The following is a 15,755-nucleotide window of genomic DNA, read 5'->3' on the forward strand; positions in this document are numbered from 1 at the left end:
GTTCGTCTGTGCACGGAGGAGCAGAGTCCGATGTCTTGGCAGGAGCTGCCTGTCCCGGCTTCGAGCTTGGGGAACAACGCGGATCAGGTCGGTCTTTTCCACTACGACGTGCAGTCGTCGAAGTGGACCTGGTCACCGGAGATCTTTGAGATGCATGGCAGGAAGCCGGGGGAGGTGGAACCCACCACCGACCTGCTGCGCCGCCATCGGCATCCGGACGACCCCAGTCACCTGGCCGACGTGATCGTCGCGGCCAAGGCCCCGTTCAGCAGCCAGCACCGGATACTGGCCAAGGACGGCCGGACCGTGTCCATCGTGGTGGTGGGCGAGCCGGACCGCGGCGAGAATCGCGAAGTCCGCACGGTGCACGGGTATTTCATCAACCTGACCTCGAGCAAGGCCGCCGAGGCCGAGGAGCGCGACGGTCTCGCCGACGAGGCGGCGGGCATCCGCTTCGCGATGGCGTCACGCGCGCCGATCGAGCAGGCCAAGGGCATGATCATGCTGGCGTACGGGTGCAACGCCGCGGACGCGTTCCAGGTGCTGATCGACGCTTCCCAGCAGTCGAACACCAAGCTCCAGGCGCTGGCCACGTCGCTGGTCGCCGAGATGGAGACCGGCGTGGCCCAGCCAGAGTCGGCACGCACGAACCTCGAAGCCGCCCTGCTCCGCTTGGGCCGTCGCGCCGGCTGACCCCGCTTAGACGGTGAGGAGGTCGACCACGGCGGCGGCGTTCGCGCCGTCGCCGAACGCCCGGCGTTGGCGCCGCGCGCCGCAGCCGGATTCGCGGTGCCTGGCGAGGCCCGCTTCGGCGAAGTCGTGGTCACCGGCGGCTTTGAGCGCGTCGCCGACGTGGGTGAGCAGCTCGTCGAAGACCGCGGGCGCCGGGACGAGGTCGCCGTGCACGGGATGCGGGAGACGGCCGTCCGAGCCGTCGCGGGACGCGCGCCACAGGTGCCCGCGCAACACCTCGTTCGGCAGCTCCGGCAGGTCTTCTTCGGTGTCGAGCGCGGTCTGGACCAGTCCGCGGGCGAGTACGGCGAGCAGCGCGGCGTCCTCGGGGACCGGTGCGACGTCGGCCACGCGGAACTCGATGGTCGGCTGATTGTCGGAAAGCCTTACGTCCCAATAGACCATGCCGCGGTCGAGGATCGCGCCCGCGCGTAGCCAGCCGTCGATGAGGCTCTCGTAGTGGTCGAGCGAGCTGAAGCGAGGCGGGGGACCGGCGGACGGCCAGCGCGTCCATTGCTGGTAGCGCCAGCTGCTGTAGCCGGTGTCCGCGCCCTGGGCGATCGGGGAGTTCGCCAGCAGCGCGAGCAGTGACGGAAGTCTTCGCCGCACCTGGTTGAGGACCCGGATCCCCGTCGCCTTGTCCGGGATGGCGACGTGGACGTGACAGCCGCAGGTGGCCCCGCTGTGGGCGGTGGCCCCGAAATGCTCGGCCATCCGCTGATAGCGCGCGCCGGGCGTGATCCCGGGCGGACCGGGTTCGGGCAACGGCGCGGTGCCGCTCGCGAGCAGCCGGAGCCCGCGCTCGGCCGCGGCGCCCGCGAGCTTGGCGCGCAACGACTTCAGCTGATCGAGCAGCTCCTCGGGGGAGCGGCAGACGTCCGTGGCCGACTCCGCCTGCGCGCGGGTGAGCTCCTTCTGCAGCTCACCGTTCGGCTCGTCGGCGGCTTCGACGACCTCGCCCGCCAGCTGGGAAAGGTGGCCTTCCACGTCGACCACAAAGAATTCTTCTTCGACCCCGAACGTGAGCGGTTCGCTCATTCTTTGCGTCCTTTGCCCTTCCCTGGCTTCTCCTTTTTCGGCGGCTTGACTTCGGCCCGCTCGGCCGGTTGCTGTGCCTTTTGCTGCTGAACGGCTTCCGCGGGCAAATTCGCGGTGGCAATCGCCGGAATGGGCACTGGGACATTCGGCGGAGTCGTGGACGTGCCGGGGTCGGCGACCTGCTGCGGGGGAGCCGACGGCTGCGGCGCGGTTTCCGGGCTCTTGCCGACGGCGAAGGCGAGCGAAACGGCGGTCAGCAGCCCAAGCGCGGCGGCTACCCGGGTGCGGCGCACGCCGCGTTGCTCGGGAACAGGCGCGGTGAACGGCGGCCGGAGCAGCCCCGCGACCTGGGCGGCGGTAGGGCGCTTTTCCGGTTTCCTGGCGGTCATCCGCCGCAGCAGCGGGGACAGCTCGCCGGGCAGGTCCGGCGGGATCACCGGCTGCCGGTGCACCCGCGCGACCGCGGACTCGACCGCGGTGCCCGGATATTCGCGGTACCCGGTCAGGCATTCGAGCAGCACCAGGCCGAGCGCGTAGATGTCGGCCGCCGGCCCGACGGATCGGCTGAGCACCTGCTCCGGCGCCATGTACGCGGCGGTGCCGACCACCTCGCCGGTCTGCGTGATCGCGGTCGCGTCGACGAGCTGCGCGATGCCGAAGTCGCCGAGCAGTGGCTCGTCGCCGTCGAGCAAGATGTTGCCCGGCTTGAGATCCCGATGCGTGACGCCGTGCGCGTGGATGTACGCCAGCGCGTCGGCGAGCTTGACCGCGAGCGCGGTGACCTCGCCCGGGGTCAGGCTTCGCGAACGCATCCGCGCGCCCAAGGTCGGGCCGTCGATCAGCCGCATGACCAGGTACGGCCTGCCGTCGTGCGTGCCGAAACCGGACAGCGTGACCAGCCCCGGGTGGTCGAGACCACGCAGGATGCCCGCTTCGCGAGCCTGCCGGGTGGCGGTGCCCGGCAGGAACAGTTTCACCGCGACTTCCCGGTTTTCGAGCCGGTCGCGTGCCTGGAACACCTGCGCGGTGGCGCCGGCGCCGATGAGCGGGCCCAGCGCGTAACGGTTCGCGATCAGCGTCGGCTCCAGACCGCGCTGGCCGGGGACCAGCTTGGTCAGCTCGAAGCTGGGCCAGGTGCTCGTCGAGTCATGCCTTGTGCCGCCCATCGCCGGCGCACCCGATCCTCTCGGTGTCATGGTGTCCGGGCTACCCGCGCGGCCGCCCGGTCAAACGGCTTTCGTGTGTGGGGAAGCCTATCGGCGCTGTACACCCCCGAAAGGCCGGGAGCGTGCCGAGGGCCGGCACCCGGTGGGGTGCCGGCCCTCGGCCGCGGGGATACCGGTCAGTACCAGTGCGCGCGGCCGCCGACCTTGTTGCCTGCCCGGCCCAGCAGTGCCAGTACGAGGCCTGCCACCACGAGCACGATGCCGATCGTCCAGATGATCGAGATCCCGGTCAGGAATCCGATGATCAGAAGAATGACTCCAAGAGTGATCACTTTACGAGTCCTTTTTTCCAGTGGGGACTGTCTGCCCGGGTAATGCCCGCCCCGGCATCGGTTCAAACATCTTTCACAGATCGAGATCCAGATGCCGGGTCGCCAAAGTTTTGGCGAGTTCGGACAGTTTCACGTTGAGATCTTGCGAAGTGGTGCGCAGGATGTCGAATGCCTTTTCCGCGTCGACCCCGCGGCGGTGCATCAGGATGCCTTTCGCCTGGCCGATGACGTCGCGGCTGTCGAGTGCCTTGCGCAGGTTTTCCGCTTGCAGCTCGGCGCGGTCGAGCGCGCGCGTATGCGCCAGCGCCAGCGAGGCGTGCGTGGCGAGCAGCAGCGCGATGTTCACGTCCGACTGCGTGAAGGCAGCCTTGCGTGAGGAAAAGATGTTGAGCGCGCCGCTGAGCCGGGGCGGCTTCGAGTCCAGGATCAGTGCCGTCGCCAGCGCCGAGTGGTAGCCGCGCTCGGCGGCGGCCGGGCCGAACCGGGGCCAGCGCGTGGACACGCCCAGGTCGTCGCTCTGGCCGATGGCCGGTCCCGGCTCGGTGGCCGCGTCCAGGCAGGGGCCTTCGTCGAACTTGTACTGGAGCTGGTCCAGCTCGGTGGCGGCGTGCTCGGTCTCCATGGGCGTGTGGAACGAGCCGTCGGAGCCGCGCAACGTCACGCTCACGAGTTCGGCACTGGGTATCAGCTCACCGGTGGCCAGCACGATCCGCTCCAGCGCGCCCGCCACGGTCGTGGCATCGAGCAGCGTCTTGGTGAGGTCGGCGAACCGGGCGGCCAACGCGCTTTCTCGTTCGATGTCCATATCAAGGGCGAATTCCCCGCTCCCGGTGGCACCAAACCCCACTCAGGGTGACCGGGCGTGCCCGCCCTGTTGTGACCGGTATAGGGACGGCGCTATCGTGCCTTCAGCCGGGAGGAGACCGCATATGGCCACCGAGCCGACGCCGCCGCTGGGCGATGTGCTCATCCGCGTCAGCCGGGTGAACACGGTCTGTGTCGTCGCGGCCTTCGGCGAGGTTGACCTGGTCAGCGCGGTCACCCTGCGCGAGGCGCTCTTGGGCGGCCTGGAACCGGCTCCCGGCGGGCTCGTCGCCGACCTGTCCGGTGTGACGTTTTTCGGCTCCAGCGGGCTGAGCGCGCTGGTCGCGGCCGACGAGCGCGCCAAGGAACTCGGCGTCTCGTTCGCGACGGTCGGGACGGAACGGGTGGTGCTGGTGCCGCTGCGGGTCACCGGGCTCGACGAGCTGCTGGCGGTCCACCCGAGCGTCGACGAGGCCGTGCGGGCCGCGCGGTCGTCCTAGCGCGTTGGTCCATCCGGCCGATCAGTCCGGAGTGGACGGTCAGTGGGCGTCGACCGCGGCCTGAGCCGCGTCGTAGTCCGCCTGCGCGGCTTCGAGTGCCTGCCCGGCTTCGGCTTCGGCCGCCTCGGCGTCGGCGAGCCGTTCGCGCAGCGCGGCCGTCGCCTCGGCGGCACGGTCGGCCTTGCGGCGGGCGCGGGTGAGGTCGGCGTGCGCCTTGTCGCGCGCTTTGCCCAGTTCGTCCGCCTCGCGCCTCCGTCGTTCGCGTTCCTGCTTAGCGGCGGGGTCCTCGGTTTTCGGCTTCCTGGGCGGCTTTTCGGCCGGTTTGGGGACGAGCTTGAGCTTGGGCTTCTTCGGGAGTTCGACGGTGGCGGCGGTCAGCCAGTGGTCGCCCGAGTCAGGCTGCAGCGCGGCGGTGAGATGGCCGGCGGCGGCGGCTTCGGCGGCGTCGGGGTTGGCCACGACGGCTTCGAGCGTCGCCTCGACCTCACGGGCCACCGGCTCGCTCAGCGACGGCGTGAGCCTGAGCGTGCGGCCGACCAGTTCGTGCCGCTGCCTGGTCAGCACGCGCAGTTCGGCGCCGTTCAGCTCCGCATGGGCCTGGCGCAGTTTCTCGCCGAGCGCCGCGAGTTCTTCGAGCGCCTCGGGATGGGACCTGGCGAGCCCGTTGACGGCCGCGGCCGCCGCGGTCGGCTTGCGCAGCGCGCGGATCCGCTCGGCGAGCGCGGCGTCCCCGCCGGCCTTCGCCTCGCGGGCGCGCGTGTTCCGCGCGGTGATGAACTCGGACGGTTCACCCGCGTACAGCTGCTCGACCACCGACTCGAACTCCATCGCCGTCAGCGAACCACAGAGCGGTGTGCGAAGCCACACGGTTGATCTCGCGCCGCGTCGGGTAACAGAGTGGGCAGAGAGAGGGTGGTATCAGTGACGAGCTCGGCGACTGTGGAGGCGGCCGCGAACCCGTTCGTCCATCCCGCGTTATTCTACCGCGGACCGCGGGAGTATCTGGCGGGGACGGTCCCGTTCGTACTCGACGGCCTGGCACTCGGCGAACCTGTCGCCGTCGCGGTGCCGGGACCCAATCTGGACCTCATCCGCGGCGGCCTCGGCGCCGCGGCCGACGACGTGCTGCTGCTGGACATGACCGAAGCCGGCCGCAATCCCGGCCGGATCATCCCCGGCGTGCTCCGCGCGTTCGCGGACCGGCACGGCGGCTCGCGCGTGCGGATCATCGGCGAGCCGATCTGGCCCGACCGGTCCGAGCGCGAATATCCGGCCTGCGCCGCGCACGAGGCGTTGATCAACCACGCCTTCGACGGGCGGCCGGTGACGATCCTGTGCCCGTACGACGCGGACCGGCTCAAGCCACGCGTGCTCGACGACGCGCTGCGCACGCATCCCGTGGTCATCGACGTCTCCGGCGAGCACGAGAGCGATCTCTACGCGCCGGACGAGGTCATCACCGGCTACAACCTGCCATTCCCCGAACCGGGTGAAGCGTTCTCGCTGGCGGTGGACCTGAGCGGGCTGAAGGCGTTGCGCGTGTTCGCCGCCGAGCACGCCAAGCTCGCCGGGCTCGGCGACGACCGGGTCGGCGACGTCGTGCTGGTGGCGAGCGAGCTCGCGGCGAACAGCATCGTGCACGCCCGCGACCGCGCGTCCATCCGGTTCTGGCACGAAGACGGCCATCTGGTGTGCGAGTCCGCGGACCACGGCCACCTGGCCGACCCCTTGGCAGGCAAGCGGCCCGCCGAACCGGGCCAGTTGGGCGGACGGGGCCTGCTGCTGGTCAACCAGCTCGCCGACCTGGTCCGCGTGTACTCGGTGCCGGGCAGCACGGTGATCAGGGCCTGGTTCCGCCGCTGAGCACGGAAAGGAGTCCCATGGCAACGCCCGTCAGCCAGCTCGAACGGGAACGCAAGTACGACCTCGGTGCGGGTGGTCAGGTGCCGATACTCGCCGGCGCCGGGGCGGTGGCCAGCCAGGAAGGTCCGGTCGAGCAGCTGCTGGACGCGACCTACTTCGACACCGGCGACTACCGCCTCGCCCGCGCCGGCATCACCCTGCGGCGCCGCACCGGCGGTGACGACGCGGGCTGGCACCTCAAGCTCCCGGTGTCGGCCGACACCCGCGAAGAGCTCCATTTACCCTTACGCCCCAACAAACCGTCCAAGGTGCCCGGCCGTCTCGCCCGCCTGGTGACCGCGTACACGGCGGGCTCACGGCTGGTGCCGATCGCGCATCTCAAGACCGACCGGTTCTCCTACCGGCTGGCCGACGCGGACGGCCACGTGCTCGCGACGCTCACCGACGACCACGTCACCGGCGAGGCCGGGGGAGCGGTCGCGCACATCGACAGCTGGCGCGAACTCGAGGTCGAACTCGAAGCGGGCACCGAGCCCCGCCTGCTCGACGACCTCGACCGGGCACTGGTGCCCTCGGGCGCGTCCGCGTCGAAGTACCCGTCCAAGATGCGACGGCTGGTGGGCGACCTGGTCCCTCGGCGGAAATCGGTCAAGCTGGGCAAGAAGCCCGCCGCGGGCCCGGTCGTGCTCGGCTACCTCCGCGAGCAGTTCGACCACCTGCGCCGCAACGACATCGGCGTCCGCCGCGACACCGACGACGCGATCCACCAGATGCGCGTCGCCTGCCGTCGCCTGCGCAGCGCGTTCCGCTCCTTCGATCGGGTCATCGACGTGCCCGCGTCGCTCTCGGCCGAGCTGAAGTGGCTCGCGGGCGAACTGGCCCCGGCCCGCGACACCGAGGTCATGGCCGCGACGATCAACAAGCAGCTCGACGCACTGCCACCCGAGTTCGTGCTCGGCCGGGTGCGTCAGCTGCTCGTCCGCCACTTTTCACGCGAGGGTGAGGAGGCGCGGACCCGCGCGGTGGAAGCGTTGAACAGCAAGCGATACCTGGCCCTGCTGTCCTCTTTGGACGATGTGCTGGCCGCACCGCCGTTGACGAAACGTGCCCGACGGCCCGCGCGCAAGGAGTTGCGGGCGGCCGTCCGCAAGGCGGCTTCGAAGCTCGCTCGCGCCGAGGCGGCCACCCACGACGCGGCCGACCTGGACACCGCCTTGCACGAGACGCGCAAGAAGGCGAAGCGTGCGCGTTACGCCGCGGACGCGGCACGGCCGGTGCTGGGCAAGAAACTCGGCAAGTGGCGCAAGAAGGTCAAGGCCGTCCAGGGAACTTTGGGCGAGCACCAGGACACGGTCGTGACCCGGGAAACCCTATACCGCCTCGGCATCGGCGCCTTCCGAGACGGCGACAACGCGTTCACCTACGGCCTGCTGCACGCCCACAACACCGAACTCGCCCACGCGAAGCAACACGCCTTCCGCACCCAATGGCCCACCCTCCCCAAGCCCTGACCACTGGCCAGGGTCGTGAGCGTTCCGGGCGGTTAGAACCGCCCGGAACGCTCACGACCTCAGCGCTGGGCGGCCCTTAGCCCTCGCCGGTGAGTTTGCCTCGCAGCTGATCCAGGGTCTGCGAAAGCAGGCGTGAGACGTGCATCTGCGAGATCCCGATCTTCTCGGCGATCTGCGTCTGCGTCAGGTTGCCGAAGAACCGCATGACGAGGATCGACCGCTCCCGCGCGGGCAGTTCACGCAGCAGCGGCTGCAGTGCCTCGTGGTTCTCGACGTTGACCAGATCCAGGTCGTCCTCGCCGAGCGTGTCCGCGAGTGACATGGTCTCCGAGTCGCTGAAGATCGGCTTGTCCACCGAAAGCGTCTGGTACGCGTTGCCCGCCAGCAGGCCTTCGCGCACCTCGTCGACGTCGAGGCCGAGGTGCTCGGCCAGCTCGGTCGGGGTCGGCGCGCGGCCGAGCCGTTGCGAAAGCGCGCTTGAACCCTGGCTCAGCGAGAGGTGCAGCTCCTTGAGCCTGCGCGGGACGCGCACGGCCCAGCCGGTGTCGCGGAAGTGCCTGCGTACCTCGCCCATGATCGTGGGCACGGCGAAGGACAGGAAGTCGCTGCCGCGGTCGGGCTGGAAGCGGTCGACCGCGTTGATCAGGCCGATCCTGGCCACCTGCAGCAGGTCCTCGCGCGGCTCGCCACGGCCGGTGAAGCGGTAGGCGATGTGTTCGGCGACGGGGAGGAACTCGGTGACGAGCCGGTGCCGGATCGAATCGCGACGCGGATCGTCGGGATCGAGTGCGCCCAGCTCCGCCAGCAGTGGCACACAGTGGGCGTACTCGTCGCGACGCTGATGGGTCATTTCCCGTTCAGCGTTCACACCACATCAGTCCCCGAGCGCAGGATGAACTCGATCGTCACCACGCTGCCGGGGCCGGGTCCCGAGTCGATGGCCGTCCACGCCGACTCGGTGAGCGTGGCGAGCACGTGCCAGCCGAACGAACTGGTGCTGGGTGCCTCGGTGTGCAGCGTCGTCGTCGAAACCGAGACCTGGAGGCCGCCCAGCACGGGGCGGAACCGGCACCTGAGGAAGGCGCCGAGGTCGGCCTGCTCGATCAGCTCCGCGCAGGCCTCGTCGACGGCCATCTTGGCGTCGGAAATGGCGTCGAGGTGGAAATCGGCCCGCGCCGCCATGCCCTGCGCGAGCATGCGGACCAGTGACAGCTGCCCGGCGTGCGCCGGTACGCGTAGCTCGACCACCTCGTCGAGTAGCTCGTCGACGCTGTCGGGGGTCTTCTCATGCCTAGCCTCCATGGCGGGGCTATACCCACTCACCGGGCAGCTGACACTTTTTGGCGAGGTTTATCTCGGAGTGTGCACAAAGGACGGATCGACGCCCTTTCGCGCAGCGTCGGCGCCAGGAAGGGCGGATCCGCCGATCTTTCGGACCTGACCAAGGCTGACCTGGACAAACTCGCCCGCGAGAAGGCTATAAAGGGCCGATCGAAGCTGAGCCGGACCGATCTCGAGGCGGCTCTCAAGGCTTCTTGGCAACTTTTTCGCCAGGAGACGTTTGTGATCGCGCGACTCTGGGCACCACCGGCTTGATGCCGACGAAAGCCGGGTGAGTGGACGATGAACGATGAACAGCTCCGCGCGATGCTCGTCGGCGCGGTGGCTGCGGCCCGGCGTGGCGCGGACCAGGAAGCCGTGTTGCTCTGTGACTGCCTGACGACCGGGTCCGAGCAGCTGGCCCGTGACGGGATCCGTCAGCTGGCCGTCGCCAACGTCGAGATGCTGCGTTCGCTGGTCGAGCTGCCGCTCGACGGGCAGCCGCTGTTCGTGATCGACGGCGAGGACGCCGACGGCGCCCGGATCTCGATCGACGAGTTCGAACCGGCGCAGCGCGCCGCCACCAGAGTCATGCTGGCCTACGCCCATGACCGCCCCGCCGACGCCGACATGCAGCTCGACGTCGTCGCGCACATCCCAGGCCCGGCCGAGATGCGGCTGGTCTTCGTCCACATCCTCTGCTGGACGCTCGAACTGCTCGACATCTGCGATGAGCGCGACCAGCCCATACCCGCCTGGCTCCGCGCCGTGGCCGCTTAGCTCCGCCTGCACGAACCCGGGCGCCCGTCGGGGGTGTGCCCGGCGCTGTGCACGCGTCCCCGATGGAGCGGGCTCTATCGCTGGATAGAGCCCGCTTCGTCAGTCGTCAACGCCCTCTAGCCGCAGTGCTCGGACGGGCTGTCGTACTTCACCCCGCCCGCGGAGCCGCCCCACTTCACGCACTTGTTGCCGGCCGGCGCCTTGACCGGTCCGGCGAAGTACGAGAACGACCCGGAGTCGGTGTCGCGCTGGGAACCCGCGACCTCCAGATAGGCCGAGGTCGCCGTCGGCGTGCCCGCGTCGGCCTTCTTCATCGTGCTCACGCAGTTGTTGCCGTTGGCCGCGTTGTACGAGAGGTACACCGTGCCCTCGGCGCCCAGCGGCGCGGAGTCGATGACGCCGTAACCCTGCCCGCACGCGGGCGCGCCGAGCATGGTCTCGGTGATCGCCGAGAACCGGATGGTCGCGTTCGCGTTCAGTTCCGGGCCTGCCTCGTACAGCACGCCGACCGAGCCGGTGCCGAGCTGCAGCATGTCGGAGTACGCCGCGTCCTCGCCCCACACCAGCAGGCCTTCGGACTTGGACTGCCAGCTGCCGCCCTCGTCGAAGGACGAGCGCACGACCAGCTCCTTGCGGCGGTCGCAAGTGGACGGTCCGGCGAACACGAGCCGGTTGTACGCGCCGCTCATGCGCATCACCGAACTCTGCACGGTCGGCGTGACGAGGTCGTTCTCGAAGGTGAACTTCGACGAGAACGAGGCGCCGCCGTCCGAACTGATGGCGTATGCCCGGTTCCGTGTGCCTCCGGCGAGGCACTTGTTGTCATTGTTGGCGTCGTTGCGCGCCGCCGCGTACACCCGGCCGTCGGCGAGTTCGATGACGCTGATCTCCTGCGGGTTCATCGCGGTCGTGGTGCTGGTGTCCGTGGCGCCGCGTTTCCAGGTGACGCCTTGATCGTCGCTGTAGATGAGCGAGCCGGTGTCCTTCGTGCCGATCGAGTAGCTCATGCCCGCGACGATCCGGCCCGCGTGCGCGCCCTTGGTGAGCACGATGCCGTGTGACGGCCCGGTGGCCAGCCAGCCCGGCGCCGAGTCGAAGCCCAGTTCGGTGGTCAGCACCTTGGGCACGGTCCAGGTCTTGCCGTTGTCGTCGCTGTGCTGCACGCGCGGGATCCGGCCGCACGACGGGTTCTTGACGCACTCCATCGTGGAGAGCAGCACGACCCGCCCGGTGGACGGGACGACCACGGCGGTCGGATTTCCCTTGGTGTCACCGAATCCCTCGATGACGATCTGGAGTCCGCTCCAGGTCTTGCCGTTGTCGGACGATCTCTTCAGCACCAGGTCGATGTCGCCGTGGTCGTTGCAGAAGCTCGCGCCGCCGTTGCGTCCCTCGGCGAACGCGAGCAGGTCGCCGTTCTTCGCCTTGATCACCGACGGGATGCGGAAACAGTCGTAGCCCTCATTGTTCTGCTTGAACACCACCGTGTTGCCGACCGCCGCCTGTGCGGCGGGCGCCACGGCCGCGGTCATCGCCGCCGCCGCGACGAGCCCGGCCGCGAGGCCGAACGCTGTCCGCGTGAATCCTGCTCTTCTCATGGGTTCAGCGTCGTGGCGGCTCGTACAAGAGGTGTACAAGCCGCGCGGACCGGCGCTTGTACGGCTCTTGTACGAGCGGGTGTGAAGCTTTCGGCACCTCGGAAATTCAAGGAGCACGAAGTGAAGACAAGCATCAGAGCTGCCGTGGCGGCGACCGGTTTCGCCATGCTGGTGACGGGACTCGGTGTGGGGGCGCAGACCGCGCAGGCGGCTTCGAGCTACCCCGTTTCGACCACTGTGGACGGTCGCACGGTCAAGGACCCCAACGTGGCGGTCGGCAAGCAGCGCATCTCGAACTTCTACACCTCGGGCACCATGGTGACGCTGGCCTGCCAGGACACCGGCCCCGAGGTCGGCGGCAGCACCATCTGGGACCTCACCACCGACGGTGTCTGGGTCGCCGACACCTACGTCAAGACCGGCTCGACCTCGATGGTGGCGCCGAAGTGCTCGTTCCCGAAGTCCTACCCCGCCAAGGCCGACCTCAACGGCCGCGCCGACAAGGGTGACGCGGCGACCGCGCCGGGCAGTGTCGCCGACAAGTACAAGGAAGGCGCCTCGGTGCCGGTCGTCTGCCAGGCCACCGCCGGCGACGAGATCTGGGACAAGACCTCCGACAACCTCTGGGTTCCGGACGAATACGTCAAGACGGGCACCGAGGGCTTCGTCTCCGGCCTCCCGCACTGCGACACCGACGGTCTCAAGCCGCCGTCCTCGACCAACCCGGCCGACCCGCGCGCCAACGAGGCGATCGCGTTCGCCAAGGCCCGCCTCGGCCACACCGACTGGAACAACCAGTGCGAGCTCTTCGTCGAGCGCGCCTTCGGCACCAGCGGCCGGTTCGCCACCGCGCTGACGCACTACCAGTGGCAGAAGAACAACGGCCGCATCCACCGCGGCACGCACGCCCCGGCGGGCACCGCGGTGTTCTTCACCAGCACCACCAGCGCCGGTCACATCATGCTGGCGCTCGGCGGCGGCACGGCCATCAGCACCGGGCCGTCGGTCTACCAGACCAGCAGCTACGAGTCCCGCAGCGACTACCTCGGCTGGGCCTACGTCCCGTCCAGCTGGTAACCACTGATCGACAGGGGGCCGGTGACCGCGAGGTCACCGGCCCCTTTTTCATAAGGAGAATCCCATGTCGGCAAGGAAGATCGCGCTCGCGCTACTAGTGGCGGGCATCGGCCTCGGCGGGCTGGTGCCCGGCGCCTCGGCGGCGCAGGCGTTCACCGTCAAGACCACTGTGGACGGTCGCACGGTCAAGGACCCCAACGTTCCCGTCGGAGCGCAGCGTGTGTCCGACAAGTATCCGGCGGGCACCCAGGTTTCGCTGGTGTGCCAGGACACCGGGCCGTCCTACGGCGGCAGCACCGTCTGGGACCTCACTTCCGACGGATACTGGATCCCCGGCGCCTACGTCGAAACGAACGGTGTCGCGCAGCCGCAGTGCGTGCTGCCGAAGTCGTTCCCCGCCAAGGTGGATCTCAACGGCCGTGTCCACAAGGGAGACTCATCGGACGCGCCAGGCGTGGTCGTCGACAAGTACCTCGCCGGTGCTTCGGTGCCGGTCCAGTGCCAGGCCACCGCGGGCGGCACGATCTGGGACTACACGGCCGATGCGCTCTGGGTGCCCGACCAGTACGTCGCGAACGCTTACGTGGCAGGCATTCCCCGCTGCGACACCGATGGCGAGTCGCCGTCCAACACCGGCGAGCACGGCCGCAACACCGGCCCGGCGGGCCCCAGGACCGGTACCTCCGCCGAGAAGATCGCCCGCGTGATCGCGGCCGCGAAGTCCATGGTGGGCAAGGGGTACGACTACGCGTGGGGTGGCGGCGGCAAGGGCGGCCCGTCCTACGGCATCCACCACTACCCGGACAACGATCCCGCTCAGGGTGACGACTACAACCGGTTCGGCTTCGACTGCTCGGGCCTGACGCTGTACGCCTTCTGGAAGGGCGCCGGGGTCGACCTCGGCTACTGGACGGGTGAGCAGTACAAGGCGGGCACCCGGGTCCCGGTCGGCCAGATGAAGGCGGGCGACCTGATCTTCTGGGGCGACGGCGACGACTCCGAGTCCACCACCCACGTCGCGCTCTACCTGGGCGGCAACCAGCTCCTCGAATCCGCGCCGCCCCGCGACGGCAAGAGCGTCCACATCCGCTCGCTCTACGGCCAGTCCAACTGGATGAACCACGTCATCCGCGTCTTCCCCTGACGCCGGACTGGGATAAAGCGGGCTTTACTCCCGGGGATAAAGCCCGCTAAACATCGCGGAGTAAAGCCCGCTTTATCCCGGTAGTCTCGGGTTCGTGATCAGGACCGTCCTGGGGGACATTCCGGCCGGCACGCTCGGCGTCTGCAACGCGCACGACCACCTCTTCATGGCGACGCCCAAGCTGCCGGGGCAGGAGCTCGACGACCCCGACGCCGCGACCGCCGAACTCAAGGCGTTCGCGGCGCTCGGCGGGGGAGCCGTGGCGCAGTGGACGCCGTACGGGCTCGGGCGCCGGGCCGACGACCTGCCCTGGGTGTCGAAGGCGGCCGGGGTGCACGTGATCGCCGCGACCGGGCTGCACGCGGCGGAGTTCACCCCGCCCGCCGTGCTCGCCCAGGTGAAGAACCGGCTCAGCGAGATTTTCACCAGCGAGCTGACGCAGGGGATCGAAGGCGGCGACATCAAGGCGGGCATGATCAAGGTCGCCGGCGGGTTCCACGGTCTCGACGACCACGCCACGGCCACCATGACCGCCGCGGCCGAGGCGTCGAAGGCGACCGGGGCGCCCATCGGTGTCCACTTGGAACTCGGGACCGGCGCGCTCGACGTGCTCGAACTCCTCTGTGGACGGCTGGAGGTTCCACCCGATCGTGTGATCCTCGGGCATCTGAACCGCTCGCCGGACTTCCGGGTCCACCGGCGGGCCGCCGAAGCGGGCGCGTTCCTGGCCTTCGACGGCCCGAGCCGCGCCAACCACGCGACCGACTGGCGGCTGTTCGACGCCCTCGTCGCGCTCGCCGAAGCCGGTCATGCCCATCAGGTGCTGCTCGGCGGCGACACCACGACGGCCGCCGCGCGAGGCAACCCGGGGATGCCGCACCTGCTCAGGGTCGTCAAGCCCGGCCTGGAGAAAGAACTGGGCGAGGCCGCCGTGAAGAGTTTCTTCGTCGGCAACCCCGCCCGCGCGTTCGACTGGCCTACTTAGGCCCGAAGCCCTCCTGGCCGGGACGGCGACGCCGCAGGTAGCGCTCGATGTCGGCGGCGATCTTGTCGCCGCTGACATCCTCCGGGTTGACCTCGTTGTTCTCGTCCTCGCGCTCTTCGAGCGAGCGGACGTACTCCGAGATCTCGTCGTCCTCCTCGGCCATCTCGCTGACCGTCCGCTGCCACTCCTCGGCCTGCTCCGGCAGCGCGCCGAGCGGGATCTCGACGTCGAGGACGTCCTCGAGCTTGTGCAGCAGCGCGAGGGTGGCCTTCGGTGACGGCGGGTGCGAGACGTAGTGCGGCACCGCCGCCCAGATGGACACCGCCGGGATGCCTGCCTGCACGCAGAAGTCCTGCAGCACGCCGACGATGCCGGTCGGGCCCTGGTACCGGTTGCGCTCCAGGCCGAACCTGGTCGCGGCCTCCGCGTCGTAGGCCGTCCCGGTGACCGGGACCGGGCGGGTGTGCGCGGTGTCGGCCAGCAGCGCGCCGAGCGTCACCACTGTGGACACCTTCAGTTGCTCGATGTGCTCCAGCAGCTCCGCGCAGAACGCGCGCCAGCGCATGTTGGGCTCTGGTCCTTGCACGAGCACGACGTCACGGTCGAGCGCCTCGGGGCGGCAGACGGACAGCCGGGTCGTCGGCCAATCCACCCGCCGGGTGACCCCGTCCACCATGCGGACTGTGGGGCGGCTCACCTGGAAGTCGTAGTAGTCGTCTGGCTCCAACTCGGCCAGCGGCGTCGCATCCCAGTTGAGCTGCAGGTGCTCGACGGCTCTGCTGGCCGCGTCACCTGCATCGTTCCAGCCTTCGAAGGCCACCACCATCAGCGGGGCGGTGAAGTCTGGGCGCTCAGCGTGCTCGTTCTCGCGCTGCTGGGTCTCGTCGACGGGCTCACTCACTTGA

18 protein-coding genes are annotated in these 15,755 nt (G+C 69.3%); 9 read left to right on the forward strand and 9 right to left on the reverse strand.

The features are described 5' to 3' along the window. Window positions 1-30: 30 nt before the first annotated feature. Window positions 31-693 (forward strand): PAS and ANTAR domain-containing protein, encoded by a 663-nt coding sequence (locus AB5J62_RS15525; protein WP_370948915.1) that lies wholly within the window; start codon window positions 31-33, stop codon window positions 691-693. Window positions 694-699: 6 nt separating this feature from the next. Here AB5J62_RS15525 and AB5J62_RS15530 read toward each other — a convergent pair whose 3' ends face one another. From AB5J62_RS15530 to AB5J62_RS15545, 4 genes are all read right to left on the reverse strand, one after another. After that, window positions 700-1,770 carry a glutamate--cysteine ligase gene (locus tag AB5J62_RS15530; protein WP_370948916.1) on the reverse strand — a complete coding sequence of 357 codons (1,071 nt, stop codon included), beginning with the start codon at window positions 1,768-1,770 and terminating at the stop codon, window positions 700-702. After that, window positions 1,767-2,966, reverse strand: coding sequence for a protein kinase (locus AB5J62_RS15535; protein ID WP_370948917.1), 1,200 nt, complete (start codon window positions 2,964-2,966; stop codon window positions 1,767-1,769). Before AB5J62_RS15535 ends, AB5J62_RS15530 begins: the two co-directional genes overlap by 4 nt. A 146-nt stretch (window positions 2,967-3,112) precedes the next feature. Continuing rightward, window positions 3,113-3,268, reverse strand: a complete 156-nt coding sequence (locus tag AB5J62_RS15540; protein ID WP_370948918.1) for a DUF6131 family protein — start codon at window positions 3,266-3,268, stop codon at window positions 3,113-3,115. A gap of 73 nt (window positions 3,269-3,341) precedes the next feature. Further along, on the reverse strand, window positions 3,342-4,073 hold the full coding sequence (locus AB5J62_RS15545) for an ANTAR domain-containing protein (RefSeq protein WP_370948919.1): 732 nt from the start codon (window positions 4,071-4,073) through the stop codon (window positions 3,342-3,344). Window positions 4,074-4,197: 124 nt separating this feature from the next. Here AB5J62_RS15545 and AB5J62_RS15550 point away from each other — a divergent pair, with 124 nt between their 5' ends. Continuing rightward, window positions 4,198-4,572: an STAS domain-containing protein gene (locus tag AB5J62_RS15550; RefSeq protein ID WP_370948920.1), complete on the forward strand. Its 375-nt coding sequence runs from the start codon at window positions 4,198-4,200 to the stop codon at window positions 4,570-4,572. A 39-nt stretch (window positions 4,573-4,611) separates the two neighbouring features. Here AB5J62_RS15550 and AB5J62_RS15555 read toward each other — a convergent pair whose 3' ends face one another. Next, window positions 4,612-5,400, reverse strand: coding sequence for a hypothetical protein (locus AB5J62_RS15555; RefSeq protein WP_370948921.1), 789 nt, complete (start codon window positions 5,398-5,400; stop codon window positions 4,612-4,614). A 93-nt stretch (window positions 5,401-5,493) separates the two neighbouring features. Between AB5J62_RS15555 and AB5J62_RS15560 the strand changes: the two genes are divergently transcribed. Both AB5J62_RS15560 and AB5J62_RS15565 read left to right on the forward strand, forming a co-directional pair. After that, window positions 5,494-6,435, forward strand: a complete 942-nt coding sequence (locus tag AB5J62_RS15560) for an anti-sigma factor RsbA family regulatory protein (RefSeq protein ID WP_370948922.1) — start codon at window positions 5,494-5,496, stop codon at window positions 6,433-6,435. A gap of 17 nt (window positions 6,436-6,452) precedes the next feature. Next, window positions 6,453-7,946 (forward strand): CHAD domain-containing protein, encoded by a 1,494-nt coding sequence (locus AB5J62_RS15565; RefSeq protein ID WP_370948923.1) that lies wholly within the window; start codon window positions 6,453-6,455, stop codon window positions 7,944-7,946. Window positions 7,947-8,022: 76 nt separating this feature from the next. On the opposite strand, the gene AB5J62_RS15570 is transcribed toward AB5J62_RS15565, so the two are convergent. Both AB5J62_RS15570 and AB5J62_RS15575 read right to left on the reverse strand, forming a co-directional pair. Beyond that, window positions 8,023-8,796 carry a SigB/SigF/SigG family RNA polymerase sigma factor gene (locus AB5J62_RS15570; RefSeq protein ID WP_370948924.1) on the reverse strand — a complete coding sequence of 258 codons (774 nt, stop codon included), beginning with the start codon at window positions 8,794-8,796 and terminating at the stop codon, window positions 8,023-8,025. 14 nt (window positions 8,797-8,810) lie between these two features. Further along, on the reverse strand, window positions 8,811-9,248 hold the full coding sequence (locus tag AB5J62_RS15575; RefSeq protein WP_370948925.1) for an anti-sigma factor: 438 nt from the start codon (window positions 9,246-9,248) through the stop codon (window positions 8,811-8,813). Between the two features lie 60 nt (window positions 9,249-9,308). Here AB5J62_RS15575 and AB5J62_RS15580 point away from each other — a divergent pair, with 60 nt between their 5' ends. Both AB5J62_RS15580 and AB5J62_RS15585 read left to right on the forward strand, forming a co-directional pair. Continuing rightward, window positions 9,309-9,542 (forward strand): hypothetical protein, encoded by a 234-nt coding sequence (locus AB5J62_RS15580; protein ID WP_370948926.1) that lies wholly within the window; start codon window positions 9,309-9,311, stop codon window positions 9,540-9,542. A gap of 27 nt (window positions 9,543-9,569) precedes the next feature. Further along, on the forward strand, window positions 9,570-10,046 hold the full coding sequence (locus tag AB5J62_RS15585) for a hypothetical protein (protein ID WP_370948927.1): 477 nt from the start codon (window positions 9,570-9,572) through the stop codon (window positions 10,044-10,046). Between the two features lie 116 nt (window positions 10,047-10,162). Here the strand turns inward: AB5J62_RS15585 and AB5J62_RS15590 are convergent, their stop codons facing one another. Further along, window positions 10,163-11,644 carry an exo-alpha-sialidase gene (locus AB5J62_RS15590; protein WP_370948928.1) on the reverse strand — a complete coding sequence of 494 codons (1,482 nt, stop codon included), beginning with the start codon at window positions 11,642-11,644 and terminating at the stop codon, window positions 10,163-10,165. Between the two features lie 120 nt (window positions 11,645-11,764). Between AB5J62_RS15590 and AB5J62_RS15595 the strand changes: the two genes are divergently transcribed. The 3 genes from AB5J62_RS15595 (at window position 11,765) to AB5J62_RS15605 (ending at window position 14,850) form a co-directional block, all read left to right on the forward strand. Continuing rightward, window positions 11,765-12,721, forward strand: a complete 957-nt coding sequence (locus tag AB5J62_RS15595) for a hypothetical protein (RefSeq protein WP_370948929.1) — start codon at window positions 11,765-11,767, stop codon at window positions 12,719-12,721. 64 nt (window positions 12,722-12,785) lie between these two features. Beyond that, window positions 12,786-13,865, forward strand: coding sequence for a C40 family peptidase (locus AB5J62_RS15600; protein ID WP_370948930.1), 1,080 nt, complete (start codon window positions 12,786-12,788; stop codon window positions 13,863-13,865). Window positions 13,866-13,959: 94 nt separating this feature from the next. After that, a complete protein-coding gene (locus AB5J62_RS15605) occupies window positions 13,960-14,850 on the forward strand; it encodes a phosphotriesterase (protein WP_370948931.1) in 891 nt (296 codons plus the stop codon). Here AB5J62_RS15605 and AB5J62_RS15610 read toward each other — a convergent pair. After that, entirely contained in the window at window positions 14,843-15,751 is a 909-nt protein-coding gene (locus tag AB5J62_RS15610) for a PAC2 family protein (RefSeq protein ID WP_370948932.1), read from the reverse strand. The two genes, AB5J62_RS15605 and AB5J62_RS15610, sit on opposite strands and share 8 nt — an antisense overlap. Window positions 15,752-15,755: the final 4 nt, after the last annotated feature.

Source organism: Amycolatopsis sp. cg5, from assembly GCF_041346955.1.
Classification (GTDB): Bacteria; Actinomycetota; Actinomycetes; order Mycobacteriales; family Pseudonocardiaceae; genus Amycolatopsis.

Coding starts and splice junctions, on each gene's coding strand:
- AB5J62_RS15525 (WP_370948915.1), top strand. CDS start 31: ATGTCTTGGCAGGAGCTGCCTGTCCCGGCTTCGAGCTTGGGGAACAAC.
- AB5J62_RS15530 (WP_370948916.1), bottom strand. CDS start 1,770: ATGAGCGAACCGCTCACGTTCGGGGTCGAAGAAGAATTCTTTGTGGTC.
- AB5J62_RS15535 (WP_370948917.1), bottom strand. CDS start 2,966: ATGACACCGAGAGGATCGGGTGCGCCGGCGATGGGCGGCACAAGGCAT.
- AB5J62_RS15545 (WP_370948919.1), bottom strand. CDS start 4,073: ATGGACATCGAACGAGAAAGCGCGTTGGCCGCCCGGTTCGCCGACCTC.
- AB5J62_RS15550 (WP_370948920.1), top strand. CDS start 4,198: ATGGCCACCGAGCCGACGCCGCCGCTGGGCGATGTGCTCATCCGCGTC.
- AB5J62_RS15555 (WP_370948921.1), bottom strand. CDS start 5,400: ATGGAGTTCGAGTCGGTGGTCGAGCAGCTGTACGCGGGTGAACCGTCC.
- AB5J62_RS15565 (WP_370948923.1), top strand. CDS start 6,453: ATGGCAACGCCCGTCAGCCAGCTCGAACGGGAACGCAAGTACGACCTC.
- AB5J62_RS15570 (WP_370948924.1), bottom strand. CDS start 8,796: ATGACCCATCAGCGTCGCGACGAGTACGCCCACTGTGTGCCACTGCTG.
- AB5J62_RS15575 (WP_370948925.1), bottom strand. CDS start 9,248: ATGGAGGCTAGGCATGAGAAGACCCCCGACAGCGTCGACGAGCTACTC.
- AB5J62_RS15585 (WP_370948927.1), top strand. CDS start 9,570: ATGAACGATGAACAGCTCCGCGCGATGCTCGTCGGCGCGGTGGCTGCG.
- AB5J62_RS15590 (WP_370948928.1), bottom strand. CDS start 11,644: ATGAGAAGAGCAGGATTCACGCGGACAGCGTTCGGCCTCGCGGCCGGG.
- AB5J62_RS15600 (WP_370948930.1), top strand. CDS start 12,786: ATGTCGGCAAGGAAGATCGCGCTCGCGCTACTAGTGGCGGGCATCGGC.